This window comes from Aliiruegeria lutimaris (assembly GCF_900099935.1).
In the GTDB taxonomy this organism is placed as follows: Bacteria; Pseudomonadota; Alphaproteobacteria; order Rhodobacterales; family Rhodobacteraceae; genus Tropicimonas; species Tropicimonas lutimaris.
This window is the reverse complement of sequence record NZ_FNEK01000001.1, coordinates 85,061-105,797: the sequence shown is the minus strand read 5'-3', so window position 1 is coordinate 105,797 and position 20,737 is coordinate 85,061. Positions and strand designations below refer to the sequence as shown.

Below are 20,737 nucleotides of genomic sequence, written 5' to 3'. Positions count from 1 at the left end.
GAAGCGATCAGAACTTGTAGCCGACCCGCAGCCCGAGGCTCAGAATGTCGTTTTCCTCGAAATTCGCGCGCGCCGTCCCGGCGGGAAGGGTTTCGACACGACCATCGCCGAGCCGGGTATAGCGGGCCCCGAGGGAGAGGCTGAAATTCTCCCAGTCCCGACGCAGCCCGAGACCCGCGCCCCAGAATCCCACGGAGGGAAAGAGCGGCGCGACAACGCCGTCCTGCCTGGGTTCGTAAAAGACCTCGGCGGAGCCGGACCAGTCTTCGGAGAAGCGCCGCGCAAGCCCGATCGTGTAGGTAACGGTATCGTCCAGCTCGACCAGGCCGACACCGCCGCCGCCCTCTTCGACCGGGTGGACGAAGCCGACCGGATCGATTCGGAAGGCGCTCCATTCGGCCCAGCGGATCGAGCCATAGAGCAGCGTGTCGGACGCAATGCCGGTCTGCAGGTCGAGATTGACCGAGCGCGGCGTCTTCACCTCGGTCACCGAGCGGCCATCGAACGCCGGCGAAGGGTTGCCGCTCTCGACCGTGTCCATTTCATGGGTGATCTCGGAATTGTAGGTCAGCGTCGCACGAAAAGCGATCTCGGGAATCTCGTAGCTGGCGCCGAGCACATAGCCCCAGGCACCGTCTTTCGCGAGCGAGACCTTGTAGCCATTTGCAGATGGCAGACCCAACGCCTTGGGCGCCCCGTAGGCCCAGCCGCTCAGGCGGATATCGCCCTTGATCTCCTGGTATCGCAAGCCGCCATGCAGGCTCCAGTTCTCGTTGATCCTGTAGCGCAGCAAAGCCGTCAGCGATGCGGTGTGGGCCCAGGCCAGCGTGCCGCCCAACTCGGTGTCCAGCCCGCTGCCGGGATAGAGGAGATCGGAACCGTAGGGTTGCTCGGCAATGAACGCCGCACTCAGCTGGTCATTGATCCGCAGCTTGAGCGCGCCGCCGACACCGTAGAACATCTCGGCGACATTGGCATAGGACCCGCCGGGCGCCACGAACCCGGCAATGCCGGCGCCCGTGCCGGTCACATCGGGATTGGCCCGGAAGACATCCAGTTGCAGATAGCCGCCGCTGTCGCCGCCCTGCTCGAAAAGGATGCCGATCGGCTGGCCAGTCCGGTCCAGCCCGCCGGCAAGGGCGGTTCCACAACTCGCGACAAGGCAGAGTGCGGGGCGGATCAGACGTTGGGACATATCGACTCTCGTGCTGGACAGGTTGATCTTTCCGGTAGACCGGCATGGTTTAAGAAAGGTTAACCAACCGTATCACCCGGGGACGCTATGGACCGTTCCGTCACGGAATGTACAGGAGAATGCCAATTGTCACGCAAGACCATAAGCTTCGACTCGCCCTTCGAGGAGCAGATCGGCTATTCGCGCGCCGTCCTTTGCGATGGCTGGGCCTTCGTGGCGGGCACGACCGGCTATGACTACGCGACGATGGTCATGCCGGCGGATGTCGAGACGCAATGCGCGAACGCGCTGGCCACGATCGAGGCGGCGTTGCGCGATGCCGGGTGTGGCCTCGATGACGTGGTGCGGGTGAGCTACATCCTGCCCGACAAGGAGGATTGGCCGGCCTGCTGGCCCGTCACGCGCAAGGCCTTCGCAAAAGCCCGCCCTGCCGCTACGATGATCGTCGCCGGGCTTCAGGAGCCGGAAATGAAGATCGAGATCGAGGTAACGGCGCGTGTTCCCAAAGAAACGGCGGATTGAGCCGCTGCGCTGCCCTGTCTCTGGACCTTGGCGGGCAGTTGGTCCATACGGGAAAGCAACACGTATCCGGAGGCATCCATGGGCATCCTGAATTCGGTCTTGCGGGCCATCACCTGGTGGGACGGTCAGACCTACGGCACCCAGTTCTTTACCTCGCGCCACGGCGAAAAGGTGGGCGAAGACGAGCAGGGCAACGTCTATTATCGAAACGAAGATGATTCCAAACGCTGGGTCATCTTCGACGGAGAGATCGAGGCGAGCCGCATTCCGCCCGACTGGCATGGCTGGCTGCACAAGACGTTCGACAAGCCGCCCTCGGAACGTCCGCTTGTGCACAAGGATTGGGAGAAGCCGCATATCGAGAATATGACGGCCTCGCCGGAGCTTTCCTACAAGCCCGCGGGTTCCCTGCGGCGAATCGATCCGGTAGAACAATCCGATTACGAGGCATGGCGCCCGGAGTAATCCCGGTCCAGATGCCGTGTCCGAGTGCCATTGCCCCGCGACTGCGGGACGGAGGAATGCATGTCTGAGAGCCCCGGAGAGATTATAGCAGGCGGCGCCACGCTGGCGGTGGCTGTCGGATTCCTGATTTATGCTGGCCAGGGGGCGGGCCTGTCGGCAGCCCCGGACGGCTACGACCTGACGGCCAGCTTCCGCTCTGTCGAGGGGATCTCGGTCGGCACGGATGTGCGCATGGCCGGGGTCAAGGTCGGTAGTGTCACCGGATTGGAGCTCAATCCGGAAACCTTCCGCGCCGATATGACGTTGAACGTCCGGGGCGCGCTCGATGTGCCCGAAGATACCTCTATCTCGATCTCATCCGAGGGCCTTCTGGGCGGAAACTACGTCGAACTGGTGCCGGGGGGATCGCCCTTCAACTTGGAACCGGGAGACGAGATCGAGGATACGCAGGGCGCTTTGAGCCTTCTTGCCCTGCTGGCGAAATTCGTCTCCTCGTCGGGTGAGGAAGGCTGATGCGCTGGCTCGCCATCCTGCTCTTGTCCGCCATGCCTGCGCTGGCACAGCAGCAGGCCACGAGCGCGCCGGGTGGTACGATCCGGGTGCTGGACAAGATCACCGGCGAGACGACCGACATCACGATTTCCCGCGGCGAGATGAAGCTCTTTGGCCGGTTGAAGATCGTGCTGGGTGATTGCCGTTTCCCGACAAACAACCCGAATTCAGACGCTTACGGCTGGTTGGAGATCCGCGATTCCTCGATGGAGCAGGCGGCATTCTCCGGTTGGATGATCGCTTCCTCCCCGGCGCTCAGCGCCATGGAACATCCGCGCTACGATGTCTGGCTGCTGCGCTGCAACAATAGCTGAGCGTCCGGCGGCTGCCCGGGTGACAGGAAATCTGCCCGGACCTGGAGCGCCTCCTTCAGTCGCGCATGATATTCCGCGCGCGTGATCTCGACCGCGCCGAGGCTGGCGAGATGGTCGGTCAGGAACTGGGTGTCGAACAGGCGGAAGCCGCCCTCGATCAGCCTGTCCATCAGGTAGACCAGCGCGATTTTCGAGGCATCCCGGCGACGCGAAAACATCGACTCGCCGAAAAAGGCCCCGCCGAGCGTGACGCCGTAGACGCCGCCCACGAGGGTGTCACCTTCCCAGGTTTCAAGCGAATGGGCAAAGCCGGCGCGGTGCAGCTGGATATAGAGCGCGAAGATCTTCTCGTTGATCCAGGTTTCCGGCCTGTCGGCGCAACCGGCGAGAACCCCCTCGAAATCCCGGTTCACGGCGATCTGGAAGGGCGCCTGCCGGATCCGGCGTCGCAAGGAGCGCGATATGTGAAAGCCACCTAGGGGAAAGACGCCGCGTTCCTGCGGGTCGACCCAGAAGAGTTCCTCGCTCTCGCGCCGTTCGGCCATGGGAAAGATCCCGGCCGCATAGGCTCTCAGGAGCAGTTGCGGGGTGATCTCGCTCAAGGCGCACTCCCGGTATTGCCGAACGCGGCGCAGGCAGGCGCGCCGCGTCCGGAGAGGCAAGCGGGCCTAGCCGCCATGGGCGGCGAGCCATTTCTCCAGCCAGTGGATGTCGTAATTCCCTGACCGGATATCGGGCTCCCGAAGCAACGCATCGAAGAGCGGCAGCGTGGTGTCGATACCCTCGATCACGATCTCGCTAAGCGCGCGGGAAAGGCGCGAGAGCGCTTCATCGCGGTCGCGGCCATGCACGATCAGCTTGCCGATAAGCGAGTCGTAATAAGGCGGGATCGAGTAGCCGCCATAGAGCGCCGAATCCATCCGCACGCCGAGGCCGCCCGGGGCGTGATACATGCCGATCTTGCCGGGGGAGGGAACGAAATTGGGCAGCTTCTCGGCGTTGATACGCACCTCGATCGCGTGCCCGTTCACCACCAGGTCGTCCTGCTCGAAGGAGAGCGGAAGCCCCTGGGCAACCCGGATCTGCTCGCGCACGAGATCGACACCGAAGATACCCTCGGTCACCGGATGTTCCACCTGAAGGCGGGTGTTCATCTCGATGAAATAGAACTCGTCGTTCTCGTAGAGAAACTCGATCGTACCCGCGCCGACATAGTTGATGCGGGCGACCGCGTCGGCACAGACCTTGCCGATCCGGGCCCGCGTCTCGGCATCGATCACTGGCCCCGGCGCTTCTTCCAGCACCTTCTGGTGGCGGCGCTGCAGCGAGCAGTCACGCTCGCCCAGATGCACGGCCTTGCCCTTGCCATCGCCAAAGACCTGGATCTCGATATGGCGCGGTTTGCCGAGGTATTTCTCGATATAGACCTCGTCATTGCCAAACGCGGCCTTGCTTTCGGAACGTGCGGTGCGGAAGGCCGTTTCCAGATCCTTCGGCGTCTTGGCGAGCTTCATGCCGCGCCCACCGCCGCCGGCGGTGGCCTTGATGATGACCGGATAGCCGATCTCCTCGGCAACCGTCACCGCGGTCTCGTAATCCGGGACACCCCCTTCGGAGCCGGGAACCACCGGCACGCCGAGCGCCTTCATCGTCTCCTTGGCGGTGATCTTGTCGCCCATGATGCGGATATGTTCCGCGGTCGGGCCGATGAAGCTCAGGCCGTGATCCTCGACGATCTGCACGAAGGCCGCATTTTCCGACAGGAAGCCGTAGCCCGGATGGATCGCGTCCGCCCCGGTGATCTCGCAGGCGGAGATGATGGCCGGGAAGGACAGGTAGCTGTGGGTCGAAGAGGGCGGGCCGATGCACACGCTCTCGTCGGCCAGCCGCACATGCATGGCGTCGGCATCGGCGGTGGAATGGACCGCGACCGACTTGATACCCATCTCGGCACAGGCGCGGATGACTCTCAGGGCGATTTCGCCCCGGTTCGCGATCAGGATTTTCTCGAACATTACTCGATGATCATCAACGGGGCGCCGAATTCCACGGGGGCGCCGTTTTCAACCAGGATGCGTTTCACGGTACCCGCCTTGGGCGCCGGGATCTGGTTCATCGTCTTCATCGCTTCAACGATCAGCAGGGTCTGGCCTTCGGAGACCTTGTCGCCGACGGAAACGAAATCCGGTGCGCCCGGTTCAGAGGCGAGATAGACCGTGCCAACCATCGGAGAAGTGATGGCGCCGGGAAGCTGCGCGGGATCCTCGACAGGGGCGGTCTCCGGCAGGGGCGCGGCGGGCGCGGCAGCGGGGGCTGCGGCCGGGGCGGCATAGGCGACCGGTGCCGGGGCGGCCAGGGTCTGCCGGCTTACCCGGACATTCAGGCTGTCATTGTCGCCATATTCGCGCATGACCTCGACTTCCGTCAGATCGTTTGCCCGCAGCAGCTCCGCAAGCGCCTCGATAAAGGCGACATCTGCGTCCTGACTCTTCCTGGTCATGTGGCCATGCCTCTCTCTGGATTTGGAAAACTGCCTTGCATTTAGACGAAGCTTGCCCCGGATAAAAGAGACGTTGCGGCATTTGCGTGCATTGTCGGTGTGGCGAATAGGTTCCTGGCAGGCAACGAGGGCCTTGTCCCCCGTGCTCTGACGAGCGCTCCCTCCAGGATATTTCGCAGAAAGGGGAAGAGACGCTGTCTGATTTCATCTTTCCAAAATACCTCCGCCGGAGGCACGATCCGTAGGATCGCTCACGCCGAGGTTTTCTCGAAGCACGTAATGCTGTTTTTGGCGGCATGGCGCCGAAAATATGTGCATCTGATTGCCCGCTCACGGCTTCTGGAAAATTTACCGTTTGATAAAAAAAATGGTCTGTGCCAGCCTTGATCGAAAGAAACTGTCTCCAGCAGGGATTTGCGCGATGCAAAATAGCCAGAGAACGCCAGGGGTCGTGCCCGGACGGCTCGACCAGGCCGCCTACCGAAGCAATTTCGACGATCTTCACCCGCCGCTTGATTCCCACGAGGCAAGCGTGGCCGCCGATCGCTGTTATTTCTGCTACGACGCGCCTTGCACGACGGCCTGTCCGACCGCGATCGATATTCCGCTTTTCATTCGCCAGATCCAGTCCGGGGATGCCGATAACGCGGCAGCGACGATCCTGTCCCAGAATATTCTGGGGGGCATGTGTGCACGGGTTTGTCCGACAGAGACACTTTGCGAGGAAGCCTGCGTGCGTCAGACCGCCGAGGGCAGTCCGGTCGAGATCGGCCAACTCCAGCGTTATGCGACGGACCACCTGATGGAGCGGGGCCTGCACCCGTTCGAGAGAGACACGCCGACGGGACGGCGCGTGGCCGTGATCGGCGCCGGGCCGGCGGGGCTGGCCTGTGCTCACAGGCTGGCAATGCATGGCCATTCCGTCGTCATTTTCGATGCGCGCGAGAAGGCCGGCGGGCTCAATGAATTCGGAATCGCGGCCTACAAGGCGGCGAATAAATTCGCGGAAGCGGAGGTCGAGTGGCTGCTCAAGATCGGCGGAATCGAGATCCGCTATGGCGAGAGGCTGGGCGAGGGCCTGTTGCTGGAAGAGTTGCAGGAAAGCTATGACGCGGTCTTCCTTGGTATGGGACTGGCGGGGGTGAATGCCCTCAGGACCGAGGGCGAGGAACATGCGCATGTTCGCGACGCCGTCGATTTCATCGCCGAACTGCGCCAGGCAGAGGATCTGTCATCCTTGCCCGTGGGGCGCGACGTGGTGGTGATAGGCGGAGGAATGACAGCTGTCGATGCCGCCATTCAGTCCAAGCTGCTGGGGGCGGAAAACGTCACCCTGGTCTATCGCCGTGGCCGGGAGCGGCTCTCTGCGTCGACTTTCGAGCAGGAACTCGCCACGGCCAAGGGCGTGAAGATCGTGCTCAACGCCCAGCCCGTGGCTTTCAACAGCGAGGATGGCAAGACCGTGTCCTCGGTTACATTCGCCTATACCGATGACAGCTCCACCGGCTTCCGCCTCTCCGAGGAGACCTTCACCCTCAAGGCGGACCAGGTGTTCAAGGCGATCGGGCAGTCGCTCAAGGGCGTCCCCGGCGTATTGGAGACCAAGGATGGGAAGATCGTCGTGGGCGGGAATGGACGCAGCTCGGTCGAGGGTGTCTGGGCCGGCGGTGATTGCGCCAGCGGTGGCGACGACCTGACCGTGACCGCCGTGGCCAATGGCCGGGACGCGGCTGAAGATATTCACGCAGTTCTGACCGGCGTGGCCGGCTGAGGGAGACGGATAAATGGCAAATCTCGCAAGCGAATTCGTCGGCATCAAGTCGCCCAACCCGTTTTGGTTGGCCTCGGCGCCGCCAACGGACAAGGAATATAATGTCCGCCGCGCCTTCGAAGCCGGCTGGGGCGGTGTCGTCTGGAAGACCCTGGGCTCGGAAGGTCCGCCTGTGGTGAACGTGAACGGGCCGCGTTACGGCGCGATCTGGGGCGCGGATCGCCGCCTTATCGGGCTCAACAATATCGAGCTGATCACCGACCGGCCGTTGCAGCAGAACCTGCGGGAGATCAAGGCGGTCAAGCGCGACTACCCGGATCGGGCGGTTGTCGTGAGCCTCATGGTGCCCTGCGAGGAGGAGGCCTGGAAGGCCATCTTGCCGGTGGTCGAGGAAACCGGAGCCGACGGGATCGAGCTGAATTTCGGCTGCCCGCATGGCATGGCCGAGCGCGGCATGGGCTCCGCCGTGGGGCAGGTGCCCGAATACATTGAAATGGTCACCCGCTGGTGCAAGCAGAACACCCGCATGCCGGTGATCGTGAAGCTGACACCGAACATCACCAATATCGTTCACCCGGCGGAGGCCGCCAAGCGTGGGGGCGCGGATGCGGTGAGCCTCATCAACACGATCAACTCGATCACCTCGGTCGATCTCGACGCGATGAGCCCCGAGCCGATGATCGACGGCAAGGGCACTCATGGCGGCTATTGCGGCCCGGCCGTGAAACCGATCGCGCTCAACATGGTGGCCGAGATCGCGCGCCATGCCGAGACGGTGGACCTGCCGATCTCCGGTATCGGTGGCGTGACGACCTGGCGTGATGCGGCGGAGTTCATGGCGCTTGGCGCGGGCAATGTGCAGGTCTGCACGGCGGTCATGACCTATGGTTTCCGCATCGTCGAGGAGATGATCGCGGGCCTGTCTTCCTGGATGGACGAGAAGGGGTATGCCTCGACGGCCGAGATCGTTGGCAAGGCCGTGCCCAATGTGACCGACTGGCAGTATCTTAACCTCAACTACGTCACCAAGGCCGAGATTGACCAGGAGGCCTGTATCAAGTGCGGGCGCTGCTATGCAGCTTGCGAGGACACATCGCACCAGGCGATCCTGATGAAGGAGGGGCGCGTCTTCGAGGTGGATGACAGCGAGTGCGTGGCCTGTAACCTCTGCGTCAATGTCTGCCCGGTCGAGGGGTGCATTACCATGCGTCCGCTGGCCAAGGGCGATGTGGATGAACGCACGGGCGAACCGGTCGGCGACTATACCAACTGGACCGAGCATCCGAACAACCCAGGTGCCATCTGCGCCGCGGAATAGGGACGGCAGGAAATCTGGTCAGGGAAGGAGGCTTCGGCCTCCTTCTTTGTTGCGAAGCCAGTGCCCGGCTTTTGAGGATGTTCCAATGGGGGGCTTTGCCCCCCGAGCTCTGAAGAGCTCTCCCCCCAGGATATTTTGCAGAAAGGGGAACAGACGTTGTCTTTCTTCATCTTTCCCCAAATATCTCCGCCGGAGGCACGATCCGCAGGATCGTTTTCATGCACAACGGGCCGGTTCCGAAAACCGGGATTCTTGGGTCAAGCTTCGGTTGGTGTCAGCATCCGGGTGAACAGCGTTACCAGATAGCGCTCCGCTTCCGGGAATGGGTCCGTCTCGCCCTTGGGCAACAGGGTGCGCACCTGAACGTCGAAATCGGCGTAATGCTGCGTCAAAGACCAGATCGAGAAGATCAGGTGGTAGGGATGAACCTGTGCGATCCGTCCGGCATCGACCCAATCGCGGATGACTTTGGTTTTCTCGTCCACCAGGGGTTTCAGCTCTTGCTCCAGAACCCCGTCCAGCCGCGGCCCGCCCTGGAGAATCTCGTTTGCAAACAAGCGGCTCTCGCGTGGCATCTGGCGGCTCATTTCGAGCTTGCGGCGAACGTAGTCGAGGATTTCCGTGATCGGCTCGCCCTTGGCATCGAGCTTGCGAAGCGGTGCCAGCCAGGTATCCAGAAGCCCGGTCAGAAGCGCCGAGTGCATGGCTTCCTTGGTCGGGAAATAGTAGAGAAGGTTGGGCTTCGACAGCCCCGCCGCCTGTGCGATCTGGTCCACGGTCGCGCCGCGAAAGCCGCGCGCGGAAAAGACATCCAGCGCCGCTTCCAGGATCGCCTCGTGATTGCGTTTCTGGATTCGGGTTTCGGGTTTTCTCGCCTGGGCTCGCGGGGGATTCATGTTACGCTCAATTTTCCATCATTCAGGCCGAAAACTCGTGGGCATTTTGGGCCGCTGCACAGATTTCAGCCATTTCCTTGACTGGATACGACCTCGTGGTAGCGTGATCCTGACCATTTGGTCAAACATATTGCCAAGCTTGCCGTACGGAACACGCGGCAGCCAACAGGGAAACAAAAATGGCGCTCGATCGCAAACCCGCTCCGAACGATCTCTCCGCATTCTGGATGCCGTTTACCGCCAACCGCCAGTTCAAGAAGGCGCCGCGCATGTTCGTCTCCGCTGACGGCATGTTCTACAAGACGGACGATGGCCGCGATGTGCTCGACGGCACGGCCGGGCTCTGGTGCTGCAATGCAGGCCATAACCGGCCGAAGATCGTCGAAGCGATACGACAGCAGGCTGGCGAGCTGGACTATGCCCCGGCCTTCCAGATGGGCCACCCGAAGGCGTTCGAACTGGCCAGTGCGGTGCGGGACATGGCGCCGGAGCCGTTCGAGCATGTCTTCTTCACCAATTCCGGATCCGAATCCGTCGAGACCGCGCTGAAGATCGCGCTCGCCTATCACCGCGCGCGCGGCGAGGGGCAGCGGACGCGGCTGATCGGGCGCGAGCGCGGGTATCACGGGGTGAATTTCGGCGGTATCTCCGTGGGTGGCATCGTCAACAACCGCAAGTTCTTTGGTTCGCTGCTGACCGGCGTGGATCATTTGCCGGCGACCCACCTGCCGGAAAACGCAATGACGCGCGGCCAGCCGGAGCATGGCGCCTGGCTCGCCGAGGAGTTGGAAGCGATCTGCACACTGCACGGCCCCGAGAACATCGCGGCGGTGATCGTCGAGCCGATGGCCGGTTCCACCGGCGTGCTGCTGCCGCCCAAGGGCTACCTGGAGAAGCTGCGCGAGATCTGTACCAAGCACGGCATACTGCTGATCTTTGACGAGGTCATCACCGGCTTCGGACGGCTCGGCTCTTCCTTTGCCGCCGAGCATTTCGGCGTCATGCCGGACCTGATCACCACCGCCAAGGGGTTGACAAACGGTGTGATCCCGATGGGCGCGGTGCTGGCGACCGCCGAGATTCACGATGCTTTCATGACCGGCCCGGAGCACATGATCGAGCTCTTCCACGGCTACACCTATTCGGGCAACCCGATTGCCTCCGCCGCCGGGCTTGCCACGCTGCAGACCTATCGCGAGGAGGGGCTGTTCGAGCGCGCAGCGGAACTCGCGCCCTATTGGGAAGACGGGTTGCATGCGCTGGCCGATTGCCCGCATGTGATCGACATCCGCAACATGGGTCTGATCGGCGCCATCGAGCTGGAACCGATTGCCGGCGCGCCAACCAAGCGGGCATTCCAGGCCTTCCTCAATGCCTATGACAAGGGCTGCCTGATCCGCACCACGGGCGACATCATCGCGCTCAGTCCGCCGCTTATCATCGAGAAATCGCATATCGATCAACTCTTTGGCACGCTGCGTGACGTGCTGACCGCCCTCGACTGACACGGAAAGGTAAAGCGTATGGCCGCTCCTGGTGAAAACCTGAAAATCAATGGTTCCCGGCTTTGGGACTCGCTCATGGAAATGGCCAGGATCGGGCCGGGTATCGCGGGCGGCAACAACCGCCAGACGTTGACCGATGACGACGCCACGGGCCGCGCCCTGTTCCAGAAATGGTGCGAAGAGGCGGGCATGAGCATGGGCGTCGACCAGATCGGCAACATGTTCGCCTATCGCGAGGGCACGGACCCGGACGCGCTGCCGGTTTATGCCGGCTCGCATCTCGACACCCAGCCGACGGGCGGGAAATATGACGGTGTCCTGGGCGTTCTCGGCGCGCTGGAGGTCGTCCGTTCGATGAACGATCTCGGCATCAAGACCAAGCACCCGATCGTGGTGGTCAACTGGACCAACGAGGAGGGCACCCGTTATGCCCCAGCCATGCTGGCCTCGGGAGTTTTCGCGGGCAAGCATGAGCTGGACTGGGCCTATGATCGGGTCGATGCCGAGGGCAAGCGTTTCGGCGACGAGCTTGAGCGGATCGGCTGGAAGGGCGACGAGGAGGTCGGCGCGCGCAAGATCCACGCGCTTTTCGAGTTGCATATCGAGCAGGGGCCGATCCTGGAGGCCGAGGGCAAGGATATCGGCGTGGTGACCCACGGCCAGGGCCTGCGCTGGATCGAATGCACCGTGACCGGCAAGGAGAGCCATACCGGTTCCACGCCAATGCCGATGCGGCTCAATGCCGGGCGCGGGCTGGCGCGGATCACCGAACTCGTGCACGAGATCGCGATGAAGCATCAGCCGAACTCGGTCGGCGCCATCGGCCATATCGACGTCTACCCGAATTCGCGCAACATCATCCCCGGCAAGGTCGTCTTCACCGTCGATTTCCGCTCGCATATCCAGGAGACCATCGACGCGATGCTGGAGGAGTTCTACGAGCGCGCGCCCAAGCTCTGCGAGGAGATCGGCGTGAAATTCGAGAGCAAGATCTCGGGCTCCTTTGATCCGCCTGCTTTCAACGAGGATTGTGTGAAAGCCGTGCGCGCCGCGGCCGAGCGTCTGGGCTATTCGCACATGGATATCGTTTCCGGCGCGGGGCATGACGCCTGCTGGATCAACGACGTGGCGCCGACCTCGATGATCATGTGCCCCTGCGTGGATGGGCTTTCGCACAACGAGGCCGAGGATATTTCGCCCGAATGGGCCGAGGCGGGTGCAAATGTGCTCTTCCACGCAGTGCTGGAGACGGCGGAGATCGTGGAGTGAGTGAAACCCTCATCCATTCCGTGCCGGATCTTGTCGATGTAGTATGGCGGCCTGACCTTCAGGCCGTCAACCTCGTCTGGCATTCGGAATATGATGAGGGAACTGCGGTTCGTGACGCGGTTCTTGCCGCGCTGGCATATGCCAATGAGCACGATACTCGGAACTGGGTTGCCGATATCTCTCATTCACGCGCCGCGCTGAGCGATGCCGATTTGGCCTGGGTCTCGGGCGAGGAGTTCCTCTCGGCGATGCGTCAGTCGTCAATTCGGCGGTTTGTTCTCGTTCCGCCATTGCCGTCAACCGGTCAGGACACGGGCTGGCTGGCGGACTGGGAAGCGAACACACTTGCGGCGTTCGGGGAAGGGCGTTCGGCAAGAATCGTGAGTGATAAAGAAGAAATACGGGCGTTTCTCGCAAACGCCGAACAGGGAGAACAGGAATGAGCACGGTTATCAAGAACGGAACCATCGTCACCGCAGATCTGACCTACAAGTCGGACGTTTTGGTGGAGGGCGGCAAGATCGTGGCCATCGGCGAGGGGCTGGTGGGGGACAAGACCCTCGACGCCACGGGCTGCTACGTGATGCCGGGCGGGATTGACCCGCATACCCATCTGGAGATGCCCTTCATGGGCACATATTCCAGCGATGATTTCGAGAGCGGAACACGCGCGGCGCTGGCCGGTGGTACGACCATGGTCGTGGATTTCGCGCTGCCGAGCCCCGGGCAGGGGCTGCTCGATGCGATGCAGATGTGGGACAACAAGTCCACCCGCGCCAATTGCGACTATTCCTTCCACATGGCGATCACCTGGTGGGGCGAGCAGGTCTTCAACGAGATGGAAGCCGTGGTCAAGCGCGGTATCAACACCTTCAAGCATTTCATGGCCTACAAGGGCGCGCTGATGGTGAATGATGACGAGCTTTACGCGTCTTTCCAGCGCTGTGCCGAGCTGGGCGCGACGCCGCTGGTGCATGCAGAGAATGGTGACGTGGTGGCCGAGCTTCAGGCCAAGCTGTTGGCGGCGGGCAATAACGGGCCGGAGGCGCATGCCTATTCGCGTCCCTCACAGGTCGAGGGTGAGGCCACGAACCGCGCGATCATGATTGCCGACATGGCGGGCGCGCCGCTCTATGTCGTCCACACCTCCTGCGAGGAAGCGCATGAAGCGATCCGGCGGGCGAAGATGGCCGGCAAGCGGGTCTGGGGCGAGCCTTTGATCCAGCACCTGACGCTGGACGAGAGCGAATACGCCAACCCCGACTGGGACCACGCCGCGCGCCGCGTGATGTCGCCGCCCTTCCGGGACAAGAAGCACCAGGACTCGCTCTGGGCCGGCTTGCAGTCGGGCACGCTCTCCTGCGTGGCGACGGATCATTGCGCCTTTACCACCGAGCAGAAGCGGTTCGGCGTGGGCGATTTCACCAAGATCCCGAACGGCACCGGCGGGCTGGAGGACCGGATGCCGATGCTCTGGACCCATGGGGTCGAGACCGGGCGGTTGACGCCGAATGAATTTGTCGCCGTAACCTCAACGAATATCGCGAAAATCCTGAACTGCTATCCGAAGAAGGGCGCGATCCTTGTGGGCGCGGATGCCGATATCGTGGTCTGGGATCCGGCGAAGACCAAGACCATTTCGGCCAGCAAGCAGCAATCGGCCATCGATTACAACGTCTTCGAGGGCAAGGAAGTGAAGGGCCTGCCGCGTTACACGCTGACGCGCGGGCAGGTGGCCGTGACCGATGGCGATATGACCTGCGAGAGCGGGCATGGCGCGTTCGTCGCCCGTGAGCCGAACGGCACCGTCAACAAGGCGCTCTCGACGTGGAAGGAGCTGACCGCGCCGCGGCCGGTGGTGCGCTCGGGTATTCCGGCAAGTGGGGTCTGATGGCGCCCCTGGACGAAGAGAGGATGAACGGCGTGGCGCAAGATCCTGTGATCGTTGCTGAAAAGCTCGATCTGACATTTCAGACGAATGACGGGGCCGTGCAGGCCTTGCGCGACGTCAACCTGACAATCAACAAGGGAGATTTTGTTTCCTTCATCGGCCCTTCGGGCTGTGGCAAGACCACGTTCCTGCGGGTGGCGGCGGCACTAGAGCACCCTACGGGAGGCACTCTTTCCGTTAACGGGATGACTCCGGACGAGGCGCGCCAGCAGCGGGCCTATGGCTATGTCTTCCAGGCGGCCGGGCTCTACCCTTGGCGCACGATTGCGAAAAACATCAAGCTACCGCTTGAAATCATGGGATATTCCAAGGAGAGCCAGCAAGAGCATCTCGAGAGGGTGCTCAAGCTGGTCGACCTGGAAGGGTTTGGCGAGAAATTCCCCTGGCAGCTGTCGGGCGGGATGCAGCAGCGGGCGTCGATTGCCCGCGCGCTGGCTTTCGACGCCGACATCCTGTTGATGGACGAGCCTTTCGGGGCGCTGGACGAGATCGTGCGGGACCACCTGAACGAACAGCTGCTGGCGCTCTGGGAACGGACGGGCAAGACGATCGGTTTCGTCACCCACTCGATCCCGGAGGCGGTGTACCTGTCGACCAGGATCGTGGTGATGTCGCCGCGTCCGGGGCGGATCACGGATGTGATCGAGAGCACGCTGCCGCGTGAGCGCCCGCTGGATATCCGGGACACGCCGGAGTTCCTCGAAATCGCCCATCGCGTGCGCGAGGGCCTCAGGGCGGGGCATGCCTATGACGATTGAGGTGGGCCATGTCTGACGCAGCAATCGCATCCTCATCCGGGGGCTTCGGAACCGGGGCGCGGGCGGTTTGGGACGTTGTCCTGCCGGTCGTCGTCGTTGTCGCCGTCATCATCGGGGCCTGGTATGTGGCCTGCGTGCCGATGAATATCAAGGAGGCGCTGACGCAGGCAGAACGGGCTGGCGCAGTGGTGGAGCCGGCAGGCGCCAAGGAGCGGCGCGACATGAGCGCCGTCGGGCTGGCGCTGGCCAATTCCGCCTATGCGCGGGACACGCTCAACCAGGAACGGCCACGGCTTCCGGCGCCGCACCAGGTGGGGCAGGAGCTCTGGAACACGACCGGCGGAATGGTTCTGAACGGCAAGGCCTTCTCCAAGCGTTCGCTGATCTATCATGGCTGGGTGACGCTGTCTGCGACGGTGCTGGGTTTTGCCATCGGGACCGTGGCGGGCGTCGGGCTGGCCATCGGGATCGTGCATAGCCGGGTGATGAACATGGCGGTGATGCCGTGGGCGATTGCCAGCCAGACAATCCCGATCCTGGCCATCGCGCCGATGATCATCGTGGTGCTGAACTCGATTGGCGTGACGGGTCTGCTGCCCAAGGCGCTGATCTCGGCCTATCTGAGCTTCTTCCCGGTTGCCGTCGGCATGGTGAAGGGGCTGCGGAGTCCGGACAACATGCAGCTTGACCTGCTCTCGACCTATAGCGCGTCGCAATCGGAGACGTTCTGGAAGCTGCGGCTGCCCTCTTCGATGCCCTATTTCTTTACCTCGATGAAGATCGGCATGGCGGCGTCGCTGGTCGGTGCCATCGTGGGCGAATTGCCGACAGGCGCCGTGCGCGGGCTTGGTGCGCGGCTGCTGGCGGGCAGTTATTACGGGCAGACGGTTCAGATCTGGGCGGCGCTCTTCGCGGCGGCGATCCTCGCGGCAGTGCTCGTTGGCGTGATTGGCCTGCTCCAGCGGATGACGCTGAAGAAGATGGGGATGGTGCATTGATCGGGACATCACGGACACCCTCGCCGCTATACGGAATGGAGGGCCAGCATGGATTTTGAGTGGCTTCTGGGTGGTTTCGCCTCCCTGCTGGCGATCTCCTATGTCAACCTGCAGGTCGCCAATGGCGGCGGGCGCGACCAGGCGATCACGCGGCTCTTCGTGCCGGTCTTCTTCGGCATCGGCTTGCTGATCCTTTGGGAAGCACTGGTGCAGGGGCTCGGCGTGCCGGGCGTGATCCTGCCCGCACCCTCGGCGATCTGGGACAGGTTCACCGCAAGCACGAATATCCTTTGGGTCGATTTCGTACAGACCTTCGTGAAGGGCGCGCTGTCGGGCTACGTGATGGGGGCGATTGCGGCATTTGCGGTAGCGCTGCTGGTCGATCGGAGCGATTTCCTGCGTCGGGGCCTTTTGCCGGTGGGCAATTTCATGGCTGCCCTGCCGATCATCGGAATCGCCCCAATTCTGGTCATGTGGTTCGGTTTCGACTGGCAATCCAAGGCGGCGGTGGTCGTGGTCATGGTGTTTTTCCCGATCCTGGTGAACACCGTGGAGGGATTGCGGGCGACGGAACGGATGCAACGTGATCTGATGAAGACCTATGCTGCGTCCTATTGGCAGACGCTGTTCAAGCTGCGCGTGCCCGCGGCCACGCCCTTCGTCTTCAACGGGTTGAAAATCGCAACCACGCTGGCGCTGATCGGTGCTATCGTGGCGGAATTCTTCGGATCGCCCATCAAGGGGATGGGCTTCCGTATTTCGACCGAGGTCGGGCGGCTGGCGCTCGACATGGTCTGGGCCGAGATTCTCGTGGCCGCAATCGCGGGCTCGGCTTTCTATGGTCTTGTCGCTCTAATCGAGCGGCGGGTCACCTTCTGGCACCCGTCACAAAGGCGGGGCCGATAATCCCATCCAACGGGAAACAACGGAGAGGTAACATCATGAAGAAGATCCTTGCAGGTGCCGTTTCGGCCTTTGCCCTCGCCTCGGCCGCGCAGGCCGCCGACGAGGTTACGCTACAACTCAAATGGGTCACCCAGGCCCAGTTCGCCGGCTATTACGTCGCCGCCGACAAGGGATTCTACGAGGAAGAAGGGCTCGACGTGACCATCAAGCCGGGCGGCCCGGACATTGCCCCCGCGCAGGTGATCGCTGGTGGCGGCGCAGACGTGGTTCTGGACTGGATGCCCTCCGCGCTGGCTTCGCGCGAGAAGGGCCTGCCGCTGGTCAATATCGCCCAGCCCTTCAAGAGCTCCGGCATGATGCTGACCTGCTGGAAGGATACCGGCATCGAGAAGCCCGAGGACCTGAAGGGCAAGACCATCGGCGTGTGGTTCTTCGGCAATGAATACCCGTTCCTGAGCTGGATGTCCTCGCTTGGCATTTCCACTGAGGGCGGTGACGACGGCGTGACCGTGCTCAAGCAGGGCTTCAATGTCGACCCGCTGCTGCAGCGCCAGGCCGACTGCATCTCCACCATGACCTATAACGAGTATTGGCAGGTGATCGATGCCGGCGTGACGCCGGAAGAGCTCATCACCTTCAAATACGAGGATATGGGCGTGGCGACGCTGGAAGACGGCATGTACGTGATGGAAGAAAACCTCGCGGACCCGGCTTTCGAGGACAAGATGGTGCGCTTCGTGAAGGCGTCCATGAAGGGTTGGAAATATGCCGAGGAGAACCCGGACGAGGCAGCGATGATCGTGCTCGACAATGACGAGACCGGCGCCCAGACCGAGACCCACCAGAAGCGGATGATGGGCGAAATCGCCAAGCTCACCGCCGGCTCCAACGGCGCGCTGGACGAGGCCGATTACACCCGTACTGTCGAGACGCTTCTGGGCGGCGGTTCCGACCCGGTCATCACCATTCAGCCGGAAGGCGCCTGGACGCACCAGATCACGGACAAGGCCCTGAACTGATCGGGACAGAATTAACGAAGGCAGCGCCGCTCCCCCGGGGGCGGCGCTGTCGCGTTTTCCTTATGCTTTATGCAACCGTTTAGCGATCCGATCAGCCGTAAACGCGGCCGAATGACAAGGCCAGACCGGCGAAGCGCCGAATTGCTTCGATGGCCGGGTTGCGCCGGCCGGGTAGCGGTTCCAGAGCCGAACGCAGCAACACATCGCTTGACGATACCGCCATTGCTATCCGCTCGTAATGCGCGGCCATCTTCGGCGGACCATAGGAGCGCAGCAGCAGGCTCTCGGTCTCATCGAGGACCGCTTGTGCTTCGGCGTTTGCCTCGGCACGCGCGGATTGCTTGACCGCCTTGTAGGTGCGGTTACCGATCCGCGAGGGCGGTTGGGCCGGGTCGAGATGCCGTTCGACAACCGCGGCCATCTTCTGGCCAGCCATCGCCAGGATCTCTTGTGCAGGCTCAAGTTCCCGGTAGCGTACCTTGGCCTGAGAGGCCTCGGTGAAACCCTGGGCAAGGCAGTCATAGCGATAGATCCACGGAATCAATGCGCAGCGTTCCTTGCCTTCCTTGAGCTTGAGAAGGATCAGCGCGGTGCCCTGCGAGGCGGCCTCGCCCTTTCTTTCGCCGCCATAAGAGCCTTCGCCGAGTTCGCCTTCGCTGGCGATAGCTGCCCCGCCGGCGATGCAAGCGGCAAATACCAGCGTAGCAAGCCGTCCAATCCGTTTGCGGAGTATCAATCGTGCATACTTCAAGATCATGGCATACCCTCCAAAAAGCCGCCCGGCTTGAAATATGATTACGACCTCCGGACCACGGGCCCTGGATCGTTGAGGGGCCGGATACGACTCGCCTTTAGTATAACGCAAAAGCTGTCGAAATTCATGACAGAATGTCGCTAAGCGGCCAGTTTTCTTGGGAAAACAGGGCTCGAACCGTTGCCGAATGTCGCTCTCGCCCGTGGAGCCGTAGGAAGACGTGCCGGATCTGAACGCTCGACGCGCTCAATCGGATCAGCTCTCGTTGCCCTTGGGGCAGTCCGGCAGTCCGGCAGTGCGTGGCTATCCTGCTCAAAGCCGAACAAGAGCGTCTTCCATGCCGTCCGGCCTGGCCGTTCGGCAGGGGGCGCAGGAATCCGAAGGCGCGCCATTCGTTCCGCCTTCACCCGCAACGGGGGGAGCCTTGCGTGGCCGGACCCTAAGAACGTCCTCTCAGCCAGGGGCCTGTTGCGTCTCCTCTGGCGGCGATGCGGCGGAATGCTCGGGCAGTTGCTCGGAACTGGCCGGACCAGCCTGCTGTCGCTGCTCTTCCGCAATTTCGACAGGCTTGACCGCCGTCTCTGCGTGTTCCTCCGCGCGTTGCTTCTCTTCCTGCGCGGCCAACTCGGCCTTCAGGTCGGCATTCTCCTGCCGCAGGCGCTGGATCTCGGCCGTGATCTCGTTCGGGACCGCGGCGTAGGCTTTCAAGGGCGGAACCGGGGCTTCGCGGCGATCTTGCGACACGGACCCGGTGGTGGTCGATGCGCTTTCCCGTCCAGCCTGCCGATAGAGCGCTTCGGGGGCGGCTTCGGTGGCATCCAATCGGCTCGTTGCCAAAACCGGACGCAGGGCGACGCGGCTCACCATATTCGGCTGACTGCTCGCCTGGCCGCAGCGTTCGGTGGTGGCGGCCGGAATGGTTTCGGGCTGAGCGGTGCCTTGCTGCACCGCGAGGGTGCGGGATGGCATGCCATTTGACTGCGTTCCCGTGCCGGGATGCGCGAATGGGAGCGGCCCATTGCCTATGAGAATCATCTTGGGTCCCCTCATCAGGAGTCCCCACCCGGCAGGCATCATGGAACGGATTGTCTGAAGACTCCGTTAAGCCAGCCGGGTGTTCGTCGCGCGCGTTTGTGCGTTACTTCATGTCGCGGGTCAGGAAATCGATGAGCTGGGGCACCATCAGGTCGCCTTGGCCTTCATCCTGGACCTCTTTCAAGGTTTCGGCGGTGCCACGGGCGATTTTCGAGGTCGCGCCGAGCGCATCGGACATCTCGCGGAAATAGCCGACATCCTTCAGGCCGTTATTGATCGAGAAGGCCAGGTCGATCTGGCCGTCAATGGCGTAGGACTTGATGAAATCCATCATGCCCGAATGGAGCGGGCCGCTGGACATGACATTGTAGAGCTTCTCACGCTCGATGCCGGAACGGTCGGCGATGCCGAAGGCTTCCGACATGGCGCTTGCCGTCGTCATGGCGAAGAAATTGTTGATCAGCTTGATCGTGTGCCCGGTGCCGAGCGCGCCGAGATGGAAGACGTTCTCGCCGAGCACGTCCAGCACCGGCTTGACCTTGTCGAATGCCTCCTTGTCGCCGGAACACATGATGTTCAGCTGGCCCTTCTTGGCATGCGCCGGGGTGCGGCCAAGCGGGGCGTCGAGATAGGTGGCGCCTTTCGCGGCCAGATCCGCACCGATCTTGCGAGTGGAATCGGGGATCGAGGTGCCGAAATCGATCACGATGCTCCCGGGGCGGATGCCGGCCAGAACGCCGTCATCGCCATAGATGCGGGATTCGACATTGGCGGTGGTGTCGACGCAGAGCATGACGATATCGCTGGCCGCGGCCAACTCGGCGGTACTGGTGGCCTCGGTCGCGCCGCGCGCAACGGCGGCGTCGATGGCGGTGCGGGACCGGTTGGCGATGACGACCATCGGGTAGCCATTTTCCTGAAGGCACTCGACCATCGCCGCGCCCATGAGGCCGAGGCCGATGAAACCGATTGTTGGTTTGCTCATCCGGATCTCCTGTGAATGCTAAGG

Annotated in this window: 22 protein-coding genes; 14 read left to right on the top strand and 8 right to left on the bottom strand. The window is 62.5% G+C overall.

Annotated features, from left to right (window positions below; genetic code table 11):
- Window positions 1-7: 7 nt before the first annotated feature.
- On the bottom strand, window positions 8-1,195 hold the full coding sequence (locus tag BLR85_RS00580; protein WP_093147322.1) for an OmpP1/FadL family transporter: 1,188 nt from the start codon (window positions 1,193-1,195) through the stop codon (window positions 8-10).
- 126 nt (window positions 1,196-1,321) lie between these two features.
- On the opposite strand from BLR85_RS00580, the gene BLR85_RS00575 reads away from it, so the two are divergent.
- From BLR85_RS00575 to BLR85_RS00560, 4 genes are all read left to right on the top strand, one after another.
- Window positions 1,322-1,717 carry a RidA family protein gene (locus BLR85_RS00575; RefSeq protein WP_093147317.1) on the top strand — a complete coding sequence of 132 codons (396 nt, stop codon included), beginning with the start codon at window positions 1,322-1,324 and terminating at the stop codon, window positions 1,715-1,717.
- A 78-nt stretch (window positions 1,718-1,795) separates the two neighbouring features.
- A complete protein-coding gene (locus BLR85_RS00570; protein WP_068314602.1) occupies window positions 1,796-2,182 on the top strand; it encodes an NADH:ubiquinone oxidoreductase subunit NDUFA12 in 387 nt (128 codons plus the stop codon).
- Between the two features lie 60 nt (window positions 2,183-2,242).
- Window positions 2,243-2,695 carry an outer membrane lipid asymmetry maintenance protein MlaD gene (gene mlaD, locus BLR85_RS00565; protein ID WP_093147313.1) on the top strand — a complete coding sequence of 151 codons (453 nt, stop codon included), beginning with the start codon at window positions 2,243-2,245 and terminating at the stop codon, window positions 2,693-2,695.
- Complete coding sequence (locus BLR85_RS00560; RefSeq protein WP_093147309.1) at window positions 2,695-3,048, top strand: DUF2155 domain-containing protein; 354 nt, start codon at window positions 2,695-2,697, stop codon at window positions 3,046-3,048. The genes mlaD and BLR85_RS00560 overlap by 1 nt, the downstream gene beginning before the upstream one ends.
- Here the strand turns inward: BLR85_RS00560 and aat are convergent.
- From aat to accB, 3 genes are all read right to left on the bottom strand, one after another.
- Window positions 3,012-3,650, bottom strand: coding sequence for a leucyl/phenylalanyl-tRNA--protein transferase (gene aat / locus BLR85_RS00555; protein ID WP_093147854.1), 639 nt, complete (start codon window positions 3,648-3,650; stop codon window positions 3,012-3,014). The genes BLR85_RS00560 and aat overlap by 37 nt on opposite strands.
- A gap of 66 nt (window positions 3,651-3,716) precedes the next feature.
- Complete coding sequence (gene accC / locus BLR85_RS00550; protein WP_093147304.1) at window positions 3,717-5,063, bottom strand: acetyl-CoA carboxylase biotin carboxylase subunit; 1,347 nt, start codon at window positions 5,061-5,063, stop codon at window positions 3,717-3,719.
- Window positions 5,063-5,548: an acetyl-CoA carboxylase biotin carboxyl carrier protein gene (gene accB, locus BLR85_RS00545; protein ID WP_093147298.1), complete on the bottom strand. Its 486-nt coding sequence runs from the start codon at window positions 5,546-5,548 to the stop codon at window positions 5,063-5,065. The genes accC and accB overlap by 1 nt, the downstream gene beginning before the upstream one ends.
- Before the next feature lie 421 nt (window positions 5,549-5,969).
- On the opposite strand from accB, the gene BLR85_RS00540 reads away from it, so the two are divergent.
- Together BLR85_RS00540 and preA are read left to right on the top strand one after the other, a co-directional pair.
- Window positions 5,970-7,319: an NAD(P)-dependent oxidoreductase gene (locus BLR85_RS00540; protein WP_093147294.1), complete on the top strand. Its 1,350-nt coding sequence runs from the start codon at window positions 5,970-5,972 to the stop codon at window positions 7,317-7,319.
- Window positions 7,320-7,332: 13 nt separating this feature from the next.
- Complete coding sequence (gene preA / locus BLR85_RS00535; protein ID WP_093147291.1) at window positions 7,333-8,637, top strand: NAD-dependent dihydropyrimidine dehydrogenase subunit PreA; 1,305 nt, start codon at window positions 7,333-7,335, stop codon at window positions 8,635-8,637.
- 257 nt (window positions 8,638-8,894) lie between these two features.
- Here the strand turns inward: preA and BLR85_RS00530 are convergent, their stop codons facing one another.
- Window positions 8,895-9,533: a TetR family transcriptional regulator C-terminal domain-containing protein gene (locus BLR85_RS00530; protein ID WP_093147287.1), complete on the bottom strand. Its 639-nt coding sequence runs from the start codon at window positions 9,531-9,533 to the stop codon at window positions 8,895-8,897.
- Between the two features lie 179 nt (window positions 9,534-9,712).
- Here BLR85_RS00530 and aptA point away from each other — a divergent pair, with 179 nt between their 5' ends.
- From aptA to BLR85_RS00490, 8 genes are read left to right on the top strand one after another with little or no spacing between them, the layout of a single operon-like run.
- The gene (gene aptA, locus BLR85_RS00525) at window positions 9,713-11,038 is read left to right on the top strand and encodes an omega-aminotransferase AptA (protein ID WP_093147282.1); all 1,326 of its coding nucleotides are present in this window, start codon (window positions 9,713-9,715) and stop codon (window positions 11,036-11,038) included.
- 18 nt (window positions 11,039-11,056) lie between these two features.
- A complete protein-coding gene (locus BLR85_RS00520) occupies window positions 11,057-12,307 on the top strand; it encodes a Zn-dependent hydrolase (protein ID WP_093147278.1) in 1,251 nt (416 codons plus the stop codon).
- Window positions 12,304-12,750, top strand: coding sequence for a hypothetical protein (locus BLR85_RS00515; protein ID WP_093147274.1), 447 nt, complete (start codon window positions 12,304-12,306; stop codon window positions 12,748-12,750). Before BLR85_RS00520 ends, BLR85_RS00515 begins: the two co-directional genes overlap by 4 nt.
- Window positions 12,747-14,198, top strand: a complete 1,452-nt coding sequence (gene hydA / locus BLR85_RS00510; protein ID WP_093147270.1) for a dihydropyrimidinase — start codon at window positions 12,747-12,749, stop codon at window positions 14,196-14,198. The genes BLR85_RS00515 and hydA overlap by 4 nt, the downstream gene beginning before the upstream one ends.
- A 23-nt stretch (window positions 14,199-14,221) precedes the next feature.
- The gene (locus BLR85_RS00505; RefSeq protein WP_170844418.1) at window positions 14,222-15,016 is read left to right on the top strand and encodes an ABC transporter ATP-binding protein; all 795 of its coding nucleotides are present in this window, start codon (window positions 14,222-14,224) and stop codon (window positions 15,014-15,016) included.
- Between the two features lie 8 nt (window positions 15,017-15,024).
- Window positions 15,025-16,014, top strand: a complete 990-nt coding sequence (locus tag BLR85_RS00500) for an ABC transporter permease (RefSeq protein WP_093147262.1) — start codon at window positions 15,025-15,027, stop codon at window positions 16,012-16,014.
- A gap of 48 nt (window positions 16,015-16,062) precedes the next feature.
- Window positions 16,063-16,920, top strand: a complete 858-nt coding sequence (locus BLR85_RS00495; protein ID WP_093147258.1) for an ABC transporter permease — start codon at window positions 16,063-16,065, stop codon at window positions 16,918-16,920.
- A gap of 35 nt (window positions 16,921-16,955) precedes the next feature.
- The gene (locus tag BLR85_RS00490) at window positions 16,956-17,939 is read left to right on the top strand and encodes an ABC transporter substrate-binding protein (protein WP_093147254.1); all 984 of its coding nucleotides are present in this window, start codon (window positions 16,956-16,958) and stop codon (window positions 17,937-17,939) included.
- Window positions 17,940-18,030: 91 nt separating this feature from the next.
- Here BLR85_RS00490 and BLR85_RS00485 read toward each other — a convergent pair whose 3' ends face one another.
- The 3 genes from BLR85_RS00485 to BLR85_RS00475 all read right to left on the bottom strand — a co-directional run bounded on the left by BLR85_RS00485 (window position 18,031) and on the right by BLR85_RS00475 (window position 20,713).
- Window positions 18,031-18,696, bottom strand: coding sequence for a hypothetical protein (locus BLR85_RS00485; protein WP_093147250.1), 666 nt, complete (start codon window positions 18,694-18,696; stop codon window positions 18,031-18,033).
- A 450-nt stretch (window positions 18,697-19,146) separates the two neighbouring features.
- Entirely contained in the window at window positions 19,147-19,662 is a 516-nt protein-coding gene (locus tag BLR85_RS00480) for a hypothetical protein (RefSeq protein ID WP_212635000.1), read from the bottom strand.
- 169 nt (window positions 19,663-19,831) lie between these two features.
- Entirely contained in the window at window positions 19,832-20,713 is an 882-nt protein-coding gene (locus tag BLR85_RS00475) for an NAD(P)-dependent oxidoreductase (protein ID WP_093147244.1), read from the bottom strand.
- Between the last annotated feature and the right edge of the window lie 24 nt (window positions 20,714-20,737).